The organism is Flavobacterium sp. RSP49 (genome assembly GCF_003968735.1).
Taxonomy (GTDB): domain Bacteria; phylum Bacteroidota; class Bacteroidia; order Flavobacteriales; family Flavobacteriaceae; genus Flavobacterium.
Window position 1 is genome coordinate 14766 of record NZ_RYDN01000008.1, and the last position, 13680, is coordinate 28445.

General features: G+C 33.2%; 13 protein-coding genes. 5 read left to right on the forward strand and 8 right to left on the reverse strand.

Annotated features, from left to right (window positions below; translation table 11 throughout):
- Positions 1-63: 63 nt before the first annotated feature.
- From EKM02_RS06125 to EKM02_RS06140, 4 genes are all read right to left on the reverse strand, one after another.
- Entirely contained in the window at positions 64-723 is a 660-nt protein-coding gene (locus EKM02_RS06125; protein ID WP_126453202.1) for an ATPase, read from the reverse strand.
- Positions 707-1570 (reverse strand): transcriptional regulator, encoded by an 864-nt coding sequence (locus EKM02_RS06130; protein WP_126453204.1) that lies wholly within the window; start codon positions 1568-1570, stop codon positions 707-709. The genes EKM02_RS06125 and EKM02_RS06130 overlap by 17 nt, the downstream gene beginning before the upstream one ends.
- Positions 1571-1680: 110 nt before the next feature.
- Positions 1681-1968 (reverse strand): helix-turn-helix domain-containing protein, encoded by a 288-nt coding sequence (locus tag EKM02_RS06135; protein WP_126453207.1) that lies wholly within the window; start codon positions 1966-1968, stop codon positions 1681-1683.
- Between the two features lie 557 nt (positions 1969-2525).
- Positions 2526-4166, reverse strand: coding sequence for an AraC family transcriptional regulator (locus tag EKM02_RS06140; protein ID WP_126453210.1), 1641 nt, complete (start codon positions 4164-4166; stop codon positions 2526-2528).
- A 381-nt stretch (positions 4167-4547) separates the two neighbouring features.
- On the opposite strand from EKM02_RS06140, the gene EKM02_RS06145 reads away from it, so the two are divergent.
- Complete coding sequence (locus tag EKM02_RS06145; protein ID WP_126453212.1) at positions 4548-5252, forward strand: hypothetical protein; 705 nt, start codon at positions 4548-4550, stop codon at positions 5250-5252.
- Positions 5253-5411: 159 nt separating this feature from the next.
- On the opposite strand, the gene EKM02_RS06150 is transcribed toward EKM02_RS06145, so the two are convergent.
- Genes EKM02_RS06150 through EKM02_RS06160 form a run of 3 tightly spaced genes read right to left on the reverse strand, consistent with a single transcriptional unit; the run spans position 5412 to position 7683 of the window.
- Entirely contained in the window at positions 5412-6335 is a 924-nt protein-coding gene (locus tag EKM02_RS06150; protein WP_233584117.1) for an IS3 family transposase, read from the reverse strand.
- Complete coding sequence (locus tag EKM02_RS06155; protein WP_199878463.1) at positions 6245-6778, reverse strand: helix-turn-helix domain-containing protein; 534 nt, start codon at positions 6776-6778, stop codon at positions 6245-6247. The genes EKM02_RS06150 and EKM02_RS06155 overlap by 91 nt, the downstream gene beginning before the upstream one ends.
- 59 nt (positions 6779-6837) lie before the next feature.
- The gene (locus EKM02_RS06160; RefSeq protein ID WP_126453218.1) at positions 6838-7683 is read right to left on the reverse strand and encodes an RteC domain-containing protein; all 846 of its coding nucleotides are present in this window, start codon (positions 7681-7683) and stop codon (positions 6838-6840) included.
- A gap of 596 nt (positions 7684-8279) precedes the next feature.
- Between EKM02_RS06160 and EKM02_RS06165 the strand changes: the two genes are divergently transcribed.
- From EKM02_RS06165 to EKM02_RS06180, 4 genes are read left to right on the forward strand one after another with little or no spacing between them, the layout of a single operon-like run.
- The gene (locus EKM02_RS06165; protein ID WP_126453222.1) at positions 8280-9371 is read left to right on the forward strand and encodes a DNA cytosine methyltransferase; all 1092 of its coding nucleotides are present in this window, start codon (positions 8280-8282) and stop codon (positions 9369-9371) included.
- On the forward strand, positions 9364-11484 hold the full coding sequence (locus EKM02_RS06170) for a sensor histidine kinase (protein ID WP_126453225.1): 2121 nt from the start codon (positions 9364-9366) through the stop codon (positions 11482-11484). Before EKM02_RS06165 ends, EKM02_RS06170 begins: the two co-directional genes overlap by 8 nt.
- A 3-nt stretch (positions 11485-11487) precedes the next feature.
- Positions 11488-12108, forward strand: coding sequence for a response regulator (locus EKM02_RS06175; RefSeq protein WP_126453228.1), 621 nt, complete (start codon positions 11488-11490; stop codon positions 12106-12108).
- The gene (locus EKM02_RS06180) at positions 12101-12730 is read left to right on the forward strand and encodes a hypothetical protein (RefSeq protein WP_126453230.1); all 630 of its coding nucleotides are present in this window, start codon (positions 12101-12103) and stop codon (positions 12728-12730) included. The genes EKM02_RS06175 and EKM02_RS06180 overlap by 8 nt, the downstream gene beginning before the upstream one ends.
- A 384-nt stretch (positions 12731-13114) precedes the next feature.
- Here the strand turns inward: EKM02_RS06180 and EKM02_RS06185 are convergent, their stop codons facing one another.
- Positions 13115-13513: an NUDIX hydrolase gene (locus tag EKM02_RS06185; protein ID WP_126453233.1), complete on the reverse strand. Its 399-nt coding sequence runs from the start codon at positions 13511-13513 to the stop codon at positions 13115-13117.
- Positions 13514-13680 lie beyond the last annotated feature (167 nt).

Below are 13680 nucleotides of genomic sequence, written 5' to 3' on the forward strand. Positions count from 1 at the left end.
TTGAGATGATACGCTCGTGATTAGGTTGCTTTGCTTCGTGTCTCGCAACTCCTCGCAATGACTTTATCGTTTGTCTTTCGTTCTACTATCAAATGTTATTAAATTGAACATTTGTCGCATTCTGGAGCGGAGTCGGTTGCCGTAGTTGTTTTCGATTTCGGAGGCGGAAAGGTTGGTGGTGATGTGGGTCACCGATTTGTTTTCAACAAACTGTTCGTAACGACTGATGAGTACCTCAGCCATGACATTGCAATCATTTCCGAAGTGTTTAATTTGCTGTTCGGCACCCAAATCGTCAAAGCAATAACCAGTTAGTTTTGATTGACTGGCTTGCTTTAGCGTGTAGCAGTTGATGGCCTCAAATCCATTTTTAGCAAATTCAAACGAGACTTCCCTACATGTTTTGATTTTGTATTCGAATGCATGGTAGGCGAAAGGGCGTACTAAGTTCATTAGGGATGTTTTTCCGCAACCTATTGAACCTGATACTAGAATTCCTTTTGATAAGTCAATATTTTGGTTCATGGCTGCTTTCTCATCTTTTATCATATAAATCAACAATTTGTAGATGGTAGGATAATCCATTTCGCTGATATGAAACGATCTACCGTAGGTTGTTTTTCCTAGGTTTTCTAAATATTCCAAGCATTTTTGGAAATTATATACTTTGAAACCTTTGTGGACCACGTAGGTTTCACGGACAGATTTATAATGGTTCGTCATAGTTTTTTTGAGTTGCCGTGTGCAGGTGCATCGGTTTTGGTTGGGAATTGTAATCGGTTTTTTGGGTGTTAGCAGCAAACTTAGCTGTGTTGAGCATCCAGTTTCTTGCTGCTGCTTTCCAGTCTTTCATTTTTGTTTTACCGCCTATAAGCCAACCAATGCTGGAGTAGTAATTGAAGAATTTATTGGCTTCAATTTGGGAACTTTCTTTGAAAGCAAAGTATTCTAGAATCATTTCGAGCGATGGAACGGTAGTTTCAAAAAATAAATCGAGTTCAACTAGTTTTTCTTTTTTGGCGCAACTTTTTTCTTTCTCTTTTTTTTCTTTTGGATTTATTAAAGGATTCAAATTTTGAACAGGTTCTTTTGTTGAAATTGTTTTTGTATCTAATTTTATGTTGTTTAAATTGTTTTTAGATGTTTGTTTTTTATTATATATATAGACCTGTTCATTAACTTGTTCAATACCTTGTTCATTTTTTGATTCGTTCAAATTATGAAGGGGTTCATTTTTTGAACGTGTTGATTGTGGTATTTTTGAAATTGTTTTTTCTTCTGCAGAAAAATTGACCATAACGATGTTGGAACAGGAGTGGGGATTGAATGTTGGGTTGTATACCATGAACCCTAAAAGTTCTAACTCTTTCATGCACTTATGATATGTCGCTTTTGAATGGATCTTGCTGGCTTTCATAATTTCTTCCCGACTAATACCCGTTGGATTCTTAAACCGATTCACGTTCCAACATTGGAATAGTGCCAAATAGAGCGAAATGTGGGTTGGATTAAGGTTGGGTTCATAATTGATTTTATTGAAAAATCCGGTGAGGTGTTTGATGTAATTCATTTTTTTTAGTGAAAAGTGAGTGGTGAAAAGTGTCTCTCGACTGCGCTCGAGATGATAGTAAAAAGTGGAGGAGGAATTATAATTAGATTGCTCTCTTCCTAGCGATGACTTTACTTAAAAAGGGTAGGGACGGCATTTACTTTATTTCCGTTTAAAAGTTTTTCAATATCAGTTTGGTCGTAATACATAATACCACCGATTTTGGTGTATGTGAGTGTGCCGTTGACACGGAGGTTTTGCAGTGTTCCGGGAGAAATGTTGAGTAATTTCCTGACTTCTGTTGATTTTAGCCATTTTTTGGATTGCTCGTTTGTGCCTTTGAGTATTTTTGTAATATCTTCTAAAAGAGATTTACGGAATTCACAGAGGTCTGCTTTAGTGAGGATTTCGATTGCCATAACTTTCGTTTTATATTGTTATGGTGCAAAATTGGTGGGATTGGTTGTTTTTATATCACAAGTGGTTCACAAGTTGTGAAAGAAAAAATGGGTTTTTATTTTGAAGTGGCTGTGGTTATTGACTTTTTTTATAAAAATATAAGAGCGGATATAAGAAGTACGTTTATCTAAGTACTGATTTTTTATTTGAAGAAATCTTTACTTTTTTCCTTGATGAAAAAAGTAACAAAAAAATCAAGCCTGAAAATCAAAAGCTTGAAAACTACCTTGAAGTTCCGTTCCGCAGCCCGAGCCGTTCGTCCTTCGTACTCAACTTGCGGACTGCTGCCACTTCACTTCTTCGTTGTTTTGCTATGCTTTTTATTTAAGGGCGGTTAGAAGAGGTTGTAATTACAAGTTTGTTTTTGATATTACTGTTTTTGTTTATTAAGAGATTCTTTTTCTTTTGTCTTGTGTAGTCGATTCTGGGATCACTCCTTACGGCCAAGACTAGAGCTCTTACCGTAATTTTTTAAATGCTAACTATAAGGGTGTCTGAGTTGATGTCTTGTTTATATTTATGATTGTTGTTGACTTCTTAATTTATTGATGAAGTAGGTGGGAGATAGGCCTGTTTGATTTTTGAACGCTCGTGTAAAGATTTGTGTGGAACCAAAACCAGCTTCGTCACTTAATGACTTATTTTTGTAATTGCGGTATTTGTTTTCGTTTATGAGTAGTTCTATAATATGTTCGATCTTTAAATAGGTGATATATTCAACTGTTCCTTTGTCGCGGTAACGTGCAATAATTTTTGAAACGTATTTGGTATTGGTGTTTAATAATAAAGCCATTTTTGCCAAAGTCATGTCTTTTTCGAGATACTTTTTATTGCGTTCAAATTTTTCGAGATTTTTAAGAATGGCGGCAATCACTTCGGGATTGATATCGAGTTCGGTGTCTTTACTGGTATTGTTTGAAGCCAATGATTGGTGCGTTTCGGGTTTGCGATTCATCAACTCTTCAAATAATCTTTTATTTTTATAGTGTCTGTACACCAATACCGCAATGATTACTGTCATTATGGTAATTATAACGGTCCAGTATTTTTCAATGTTTCTTTGAGTTTGAATTAAATTTTTTGTGTCGTATTCTTTGTGTATTTTTCCTGAAAGGTATTTGAAATCCTTATGCAGCACTTGGTCTACTTTTAAGAGCGTGCTGACGTAATATAACTCTAATTCTCTGTTGTTTCGTTGCTGATAATAATCAATTAATATTTCATAGGCTTCCCGTAAATCAGGACGTATGTACTTTTGTTTTTGGAAAGCTTCATCTATTTTTTTTAAGTAGGGTAATGCCTTTTCCTGCAACTCTTGAGCCCAATAACTTTTACCGATATAAAAATAGGCCGTCGTTTCATTTCCAAAGTCTTTATCATGAATCACTGCAGGAAGTGCCTCTTTTAATTTTTTTATTGCATCTCTATAATTGTGTTTAAAATACTGGTTAACGCCTTCGGAATGGATGAAGTACGGCTCCATTTCTAAATTTTTAAAGCGCAGTCCCTCGTTCAGCCCCGTCTTGTTCATCTGGCTACACAGTTCATATTTACCTATGCGGTTGTAAGAAAGCCCCAAAGAATGAAGTGAATTTAGATAGGCACGGTCATTTTTTCCCTTGAAATAGTTTACACATTCTTGAAATAGTGCTGTTGCCTCATCGTAAAATCCAAGGTAATATTTGATCTGAGCAATAACATATTTTACTTTATAACTGAGGTAGGGGTTGTTTGTCTTTGAAATATATTCGTCCGCTTTTAAGTAGCTGTCGAGGGCATTCATGTGCTCTTTACGATCGTATTGTACAACCCCTTTTGTCATGTAGCCCGATGCGATGAATTCAATATCAGCTGTTCTTTTTGCCGTTGCCAGCATACTATCAACATATATAAGTTGTAGCTTTTTACTGCTCGTATAAATTAAGGCTTTATAGGAATGCGCCATTTGACCGAAGTTTTTCTCCCGTTTTGCTTTTGCTAACCATGACTGTGCAAACAGCCTTTCTTTAATGCTATCTTTTTCCTCATAAAGTATGTTGTTGCTGAAATATTTATAGTCTTTCGTGGAAAGACTGTCCGGAAGGACAAAATTATTTTGTTGTGCATAGGCATTATAAGACAGGCATACCCATATTATAAGTAAGTAGTTTTTCGTCATATTCCTAAGAGATTGGGGGCTTACTGATTAGAAAATAAAGGACTAGTTACTACGGTATTCTATTCCTATGCACTAAATGTAACTAAAATTACTTAATCGATGCAAGAATTACCCTAATAAAGGATTCTTTCATTTTCTTGAGTGTAACTCGTTGGATAGTTGTTGTTTATTGGGAAATGTTCTGTGTTCAATTCGGGAATTGCATATAGTAGATTCCCGAATTGAACAGTTGTTGGCTTGCCGGGGAGGAAACGTCCCACTAGTTTTGCCCTGAATTCAAACGGTTTTATTATGAGTAAAACCAACATATTGTTCAGATTATCCCGGGAGAAATGAACTGATGAAAAAAGTAATCAGTAACATTTAAAAACATTAACCAAAATGAAAAAATTCTATTCAGGACTTAGCACTTTAATTTGCTTCTCTTTTTTGTTTGTACTCGATTCTTGTAGTACAGATCCTTCTATTGTATCGAGTGATACTCCAGAAAGCGTAGAATCGAAGAAGGAGGTTCTTTATTACAACACTAAAAAAGTGGATGAAATGCCTACCAATACAGATAATCCTTATGATTCAGATGGGCGAATGTATTATGAGTTATTTAAAAATCATAAAGCATCGGATGGTTTACAAGACGCAATTTCTTCCGTCAGTAGTCCTGTTGCATCTGTAGCCTACACCAAAACGTCATTTAATAAAATGCAAAAAAAGGAAAATAATTCGGCGGCAGTAGCCAAGGGTACCAATGTCATTTTTGATAGTACTGTCATTTTTTCGGATATTATTGCGAATTCTAGTATGACAGCGTATGCGAAATTAAGTCTTACTGATTTTATCCATTCTTTTCTATTTCTTTTTAAGCAGGAAGATCGCTATGCGGCACTTTATGATTTTGTGGTTCAGTACGAAAGGAGTATTCTTACTGATCCTATTATGACTGAAACTGATAAACAAATTATCCTGACTACTACATCTTTTGCCCGACATTCGGCTTATGAGACTAGAACGGAATCGACAGCTATAATTGATCCCGACTGGCGTAAACTTGTAACGCATCTCATTGGTGATAGTGAAACTATTGAATAGTATCCTCATGCTTTGCAATTGCTGGTTGTAACTAGGTACCGTCGCGTATCAGTAAAGATTAGATAAAGGATTGATTGTCTTTTTTTAGGTACTTTTTACAAACAATGATAAAAGGCTGCTCGATTTAGACTGCACCCAAAAGTTTAGACAAATTTATAATTAATTTTGATAATAATGAGCCCGATATTGTGTCGGGCTCATTCCGTTTAAATTCAGTTTTATTCTTTCATTATTGTAATATTTGATATACTCTTTAATTTCAATTTTTAAATGATTGATGTCTTTGAATTTCATAATATAAAACAGTTCTGATTTTAATATTCCAAAGAAGTTTTCAATAATTGCATTATCTAAACAGTTCCCTTTTCGAGACATACTTTGTATTAATCCTTTTTCTTTTAAAAGCATTTGATATTGTTTCATTTGATATTGCCAGCCTTGGTCTGAGTGCAATATTAGATTAGAATTATTAGGTATACATTTAAAAGACTTTTTAAGCATATTGCATATTTGATTAAAATTGGGTCTTTCCGATAATTCATAACTTATTATTTCTCCGTTAAATAAATCAATAATAGGCGAGAGATACAATTTATTGCCAGAGATATTAAACTCCGTTATATCGGTTGCCCACTTTTGGTTGGGTGCTGTTGCCTTAAAATTTCGCTGTAATATATTAGGAGCTATCTTTCCTTGTTCTCCTTTATATGATTTATATTTTTTTAATCGTATTAAACTTTTTAATCCTAGAACCTTCATTAATCGCAATACCGTTTTGTGATTAATTACAATTCCTTTTTGTTTGATTACCAAAGTAATACGACGGTAACCCAATCGGCCTTTATGGTGGTTGTAAATCTGCTTAATCAATTCTTTAATGTCTTTGTATTTGTCGATTAATTGACTTCTTTTTTCATGGTAATAATAACTACTTCTGACCATTTTCATACAATTGAGAAGAACCTCTAAATCATATTTATGCCTTAATTCCATTATGGTTTGAGCCTTTTGTTTTGATTGGCTTGTTCGGCTTGAATTAAGGCATTGAACTTTTTTAAAATTTCGTTCTCTGCTCGCAAATATTCCAGTTCCTTTAAAAGTTCTTCTTCCCGGGTTAATGGTTTGTCTGTTTTTCGTTGTTTTCTCTTAAAATTCATAGATGCTGGTCTTCCTTTGGGTTTAGGTTTTAAACCTGCCGAACCTTCTTTTGCATATTCCCTTTGCCAACGTCTTATTATCGAACTTGTCGGAATATTGAATGTTAAACAGGCTTCACTCAAAGATAATGACTTGTTTTCAATACTTTGTAGAACTTTTAACTTAAAGCGTAAACTATAATTTGCGTTTTTTTGGACAGGAAAAAGACCTTCGTTTCCAAATTTAAGATACCACCTAATCCAATCTTTAAGGCTGGTTGTGCCTATGTCATTCTCTTTAGCTGTAACACTTAGTGATTGACGATTTTTTAAAACTTCATTTACACAGCGAAGTTTAAATTCATAATTGTAACTGACTTTTCTTTCCATAAAAATACCCCCAGATAATGTCTAATTATTTGGGGGCAGTTCAATTTGAGCAGCCTTTTTTAATTTTCATCTGCTTCGTCCATACGGATCATAAGTTTGTTTTTGAGTGTATTCAGAAATTTTGTTCTCTCGGATTTTCTATTTCGGATTTCCAGAAAAACCCTGTTGAATTGTCCCAAATGAATATTAAAAGCTGACTCGAAAAAGGTTGTGACTTCTTTTAGTCCTGAGGATCCGTTATTAAAAACGCCTTCTGTATGGAGTGCATAAATCAATTCAATCAGTTCTACTTTTGATCCCGTCCATTTCGGACCTTTAGAGAGTGGGGAAGGCGATTGTATTGTTATTGTCTTTCGCTTTAATTTTGCTATTTGCTCTTCCAGAAAAACTTTTATATCATCGTTGGCTAGTATGCAAGCCACTTTATAGTCATGCGAGGTATTGAAGCGATGATCTGCCTGGAAATAAAAACTGTCCACCATTAGTTTTAGATCGTATTTTGCCCGTATAAAATATTTATTATCGAGGAAGTTGTTAGCTGTGCGGTAGTAACGATAAAACTCCTGATTCTCCACGAAAAAGACTTTTAATTTATTGAGTTCTGCTTTATAATATTTATCCATTGTTTTTTGAGACCCGAATGGCTTGTTGGTTTCAATAGTATAAATTTCGTTATAGTAAATCAGTTTAGCCGCAAACTTAGGCTTGATGTCTCGGAAGAATTCTATTTCCTCTTTTTTATTTAGCTGTTTGTATTTTAGGAAAAAGGTTTTTAGTTTCTCTAAGGCAGCAATGCTATTCTTTATTGCCTGCTCGGCCAACTGTACCTGATTTTCTGTTTCCAGATGGATCAATTTTAATTGATGTTCTAATTCTAACATCAAGGATTCAGCAAACAATTTCATTAGGGCTGTTTTAGATTTACAATTTGACCGATTCAATAATTGAATCAGTAGGCAAATCTATTTGATGGATGCTTGGGTTGCAAATGGTATGGTGTTCGATTCCTGAATTGAATAGTGAAATTCCCGAATTGCATACTTTGTTTTTTGTACTACTGCGGTAAACCAGCTTTGTATTTACCGCAAAAATGCGGTGATAAATTGAAATAATCACCGCTTATTTTTTATTGCGGTATTTCGGATAATAGATAGTTGTTCGAGGACAGTAGGCCTCGTAGATCTTGGTTGGATTATAGAATTGAACAATTAAAATTTAGTGATGAAAGATCAGTGCTCTTGGATTTTATGAAATAAATATTTCTTACATTTTAAGAGGAGATGCATTCCCTAATTTGACAGTCTCGGAATGCAATTCCGCCATCAGATAACTTAATGAATATGAGCGAGACGCTCGTGCTAGCAGGGGCAATTCTGCGGATCGGGATTATTAAATTACAAAAAACAAAAATTTAGTTTAATATTATAATTTTATATCATATTTTTGAAGGATAATCCAACATACTTAAGGTAAGTATTAGTATTCCTTTTAGAATTAAAACATGTCGCAAAAAAAATTAAAGAAAAACAATATAAATAATTACTCATTGATAGATCTATTTTGCGGTATAGGAGGTCTTACGCATGGTTTTGTAAAAGAAAATTTTAAAATTGATGCTGGTATAGACTTTGATGCTACTTGCAAATTCGCTTTTGAAAAAAATAATAATGCTTCATTTTATTTAGATGATGTTACCTTGCTCAAAGGTGATGATTTACTTAAACGCTATAGAAAAAACACTCGCAAAATATTGGTGGGATGCGCACCTTGCCAGCCTTTCTCATTGCAAAAAAATAAAAACCTTTATAAAGATAATATCTCAGAAGACTCTAAATGGAAATTACTGTATTCTTTTGCAGATCTAATTGAACAAACGGACCCAGAGATTATTTCTATGGAAAATGTTCCCCAATTATTAAAATTTAAAGAAGGTAAAGTTTTCAATGACTTTATAGAGCGATTAGAAAAAAAGGGGTATAAATTAACTTACAGTATCGTAAATGCGCAAGACTATGGTGTGCCTCAAAGAAGGAAAAGACTAGTGCTTTTAGGCTCAAAACATGGATTTATTAATTTAATTGAAAAAACTACCCCAAAAGGACATCATCTCTCAGTGCGTGATGCGATAGGTCATTTACCAGCAGTTGAAGATGGAATTGCTCACCCTAGTGACTCAATTCATATTGCCCGTAAGCTGACTGATTTAAATAAAAAAAGGATTCAAGCTTCGGTACAGGGAGGTTTTTGGAGGGATTGGGATGAAAGTCTATGGTTAGAATGTCATAAAAAAGAAAGTGGAAAAGCTTTTGGAAGTGTATATGGTCGAATGAAATGGGATGAAGTAGGACCTACAATGACCACCTGTTGCACAGGACTGGGTAATGGAAGATTTGGACATCCGGAACAAGATCGAGCTATAACTCTACGAGAAGCAGCACTATTACAAAGTTTCCCCATCAATTATCAATTTACAGATCCTTCGTCAAAAATTCCCACTCAAACTATTGCCAGACAGATTGGTAATGCCGTTCCAGTAGGGTTAGGAATTGCGATAGCGAAGAGTATTAAAAATCATATTGAAAATCTTGAATAATTCACCAAAAAATTACGAGCCCCTTAAGTGGAGATTCGATGTTAATACGTTTCGACTTCTCGGAAGAGAATTGATTACTGATCGTATAACTGCTGTATTTGAGCTAGTAAAAAACGCTTATGATGCAAATGCAACAGAAGTGGTCGTTAGCTTTTCTAATGTTAACAATCAAAATAGTAACTCAATAATTTCCATTAAGGATAACGGAACCGGAATGTCGTTTGAAGATATTAGAGACAAATGGATGGTGGTTGGTACTAATAGTAAAAGAAAAACACTTTATTCTGATGCTCCATTTAACAGACGGTTTGTAGGGGAAAAAGGAATTGGTCGATTTGCTGTTGATAAATTAGGAGAAAAAGTTAAAATTATCACGAAACAAGAAAATGAAGTTGAGTGGTTAAATGTGAAAATTGACTGGGACGAATATGAAATTAAAGCTGCAAACCAACAATTAACGTTATTTACCGACGTTGAAAATGAATATACATATTCGGATGGAAATATTACAGAACATGGAACTGAGTTAGTCATAACTAATTTAAATGAACCATGGACAAAATCGGACATTGAGAGACTATATAAGGAACTTACTAAAATTGTATCACCTTTTTATCCGTTAAACCCTCCCTTTAATATTTATGTCAATTCAAATGAATTTACTGATTTTACAAAAAGATTAGTTGAAGTTGATATTGTCAAATATGCATCTCATACTGCTGAGATATCTTTTGACATTTTAAAAAATGAACAGGATACATTAAAGTTTGATCCTCTGAATGGCAAAATTTTCACTGAAAAAGTGCCCATTAAATCATTTGGTCCAGTAGCAATGAACCTGTTTTTCTTCAATACAAAAGCGAAACGAATTTTTAACCAAGCGTTTAAAGGTGATGAAACTCGGATAGATGGTTTAAAAATATATAGAAATGGTCTAGTTACAACTCCATTCGCTGAATATAACGATCATCCAGATACCAAACGGGATGTTTTAGGAATAGATAAAAGACTATGGCGCGATATTTTTAACAGAATATCAACAAGAGAGGTTATAGGTTTAGTAGCAATTACAAAAGAAGAAAACCCATTAATTATTGATGCAACTAATCGGCAGGATTTTGTGGACAATAATGAATATAGGGAACTCAAAAAATTTATAATTGAACAATTAAATATATTTTCTGAAATAAAAATATACGAAAGATCACTGCGTCAGGAAGATGGAGATAATGCGTTAGTTAAAGCGGAAGAAAATGTGCAAAGTTTTAGTGAGGCAATTCATAAGCTTGAAATAGAGAAACCTGATTTAAAACTAGCTTTACAACCCTTAAAAAAACAAGCCGCCGAAGTTTCCAATTCTTTAAAACGCGGAATTACTGCCCAAAAGGAAGCCAAGCAAGAATATGTTCGTAAAGAAAATATTTATTTAAGTTTAATGTCCTTACAGGATTATGCCATTAGGCTTTCCCATGCAGTTAGAACTTCTTTAGGAAAAACTAAAAGAATGGCAGAATTTTTTAAAAATAAGTTTCCAAACGCTCGTTTTGACGATAGATTTAAAGAATATGCTTTACTTATTTATGATGAAATGGAAACCCTTAATAAGGTTATTGATTTCATGCTTAGTTATGCCGGTTCTAATATAGATTTTGAAGATTTTAGCATAAAACAAATGCTAAATGACTTGCTATTTAGATCTTACAAACAAACCTTCTTATCTGAAAAAATAACAGCTTTAATTGAATTTGAAGATGACTTAATAATTAATGCAAATAAAAAATTCTTTGAAGACATTTTTCAAAATTTCGTTTCAAACTCTATAAAAGCATTAGAAACAAACGATTCTAAAATCATTAAATGCACTGGTAAAATAATTGATGATCAGTTTGTAATTTATTTTTCTGACAATGGTACCGGAATTTCAAAAGATAAATGGAAAAAAGTTTTTGAGATTTATTACACTTCTACTGCTGAACAAGGCGGTGCAGGACTAGGCCTTTTCATTGTAAAAACGAGAATTGAAGCCTTACATGGAAATGTAGAGATTATAGATAGTGAATTTGGGGACCGTGGAGTAACATTTAAAATTACCTTACCATTTAAAAAAAATTAAAAAATGATTCCATCCCCTACTAAAATTGTTGTTATTCACGATACATTAAAAGACAATGATCCTTTAATAATTGAACTAATTGAAGAACATGGTAAAAACAATGTAACCTTAATCGAGCATTCGGAGGAAGGTCTGCAATATGTACTTAAAAATCGAACTCAAAAAATGATTGTAATTCTGGACTTAGATCTCCATGTGGATGAACTACAAGGAATAGACGTTTTCAGAGCAATCAGAAAAGAAACATCACTTGTTTATATAATTATCTGGACAGCTAAGGATGTAAATAGCTTATCAAAGGACAATTTAGTAGAATTAGTTAATAATGATTTTCTATCTCTAGAACATAGTACTACAGATTACGGAAAAGTTCTTCCGCTAGTAACAAAAGCTCAACATCAACTAGAAGTTCGCGTAGATACAATTTTAGAAGAATGGATATCAACTTTAAGTGTTGAAGAAAGAGCTAAACCTTTTATTATGAATACTGATGGTGAATATACATTAGACCAAATAATTAAAAGTATTCGATTAGGAGAAACGTTAGGTCGAAATATTGAAAGGAATATTTTAAAATTGGCGGTAAGTCTTTTAACCAAACAAAAGATCAGATTCAATGATTAAAACATTAATTTCTTACGATGATCAAGATTATACACTTGGTGCTTATTTTCAAAAAAGCTATGAAGAACTAACATCAAGAATAAAAAATCCAAAAATCGCACCAAATTACCTCGATGGCAGTATGTGCACATTTGATGGTGTGCGAGATGGCATTAATGCGAATAATTCAGATAAATTTGTATTTGTCGCATTTTCACATGGAGATGAAGATTGTCTTCAAACCAGTAGCGAATCCTATGTTGATAGCACTAATTGTCCCTCATTTAAAAGTTCCTTATTTTACTCAACGGCGTGCAGTTGTTCTAGTAAATTAGGTCCAGAACTGATTGAGAATGGTTGCTATTCATTTATTGGATACCGCGATACAGTCTTAATACATCCAGATTATCATAACGATTTTATTGATTGTGAAATTCATGCAATCGTTGAATTCTTTAATACTGAAATTACAATAGGTGAAGCATACAAAAGTATGCATGATAAATATGATGAGACCGTATTGCGTTTAGTAAGTGGCTCTATAGTTGACACTTTAATAGCGTCGACTTTGGTAGGTAATCAGAGTTTATTAACTATACTTGGTAATAAGGATTTGATACTTTCTGATTTAGATACCGACTAATTAATATTTCTGCATTAGATTTGATATAATAGAAAACAATAAGGCTGTAGTTTTTTACTGATTGACTCTTTTTTATAGATATAAAGCACAAATTTATAAGTATTACTTACCACCATAAAACAAAAAAAGATGCCTAAGCATCTTTTTCATTTCTTTTGTTTAGTTCTTCAATTATCATTTGTGAACCAGATCTTAGTATGTTAGTAGATTTTTACCCCTTAGATAAGTAGCGACAATTATAACTGATATTGCTATTAGAATTTCATACCACGGCATTGTGATTATAGTTTTGATTATGACCTCAAACCTATAATTTTATTAAGTTAGCTACAAATAGTATGGTGTGTGATTCTGTCATTTTTCAAGTTAATTTTTCATTTCCACTCAAGTTAATAATCCATTTTCTTTCAGATGTTTAAATATAATTTTATCAACTTCCGATATTATATCTAAATCTGTATAATTTAACCATTTAATTTCTTCTATTTCATTATTCTCTTTCGGTTCTCCTATGTAATTAGCTTTATAACACGTCATTTTTACAATTACTCCTTCAATAGCTCCGTCTGATTGGGCTTTAAACGTTCCGACATATTCAATAGATTCATTTATTATTTCAACACTTAATTCTTCTTGAATTTCTCTGATTAAAGTTTGTTGGTCGGTTTCATTATTTTCTCTTTTACCTCCTGGAATATAATATTTGTTTTTACCTTTTGATTTTGTGCTTAAAATTTGGCCATTTTCAATTTTTATTAATGCTATTTTATCAATTTCTTTCATCGTTTATTTCTTTTTGACTGGCGCGTAATTTGTTTATAGTAGCCACAAAATGGCTACAATCTACCAGAATTTAGCTGAATTTGTACTATAAAATGTTTTTTTACTGTGCTGTACCAAACAAACAAAACCATTTCTATTATCCTTTACGGTTTTCCACATTATCAAAA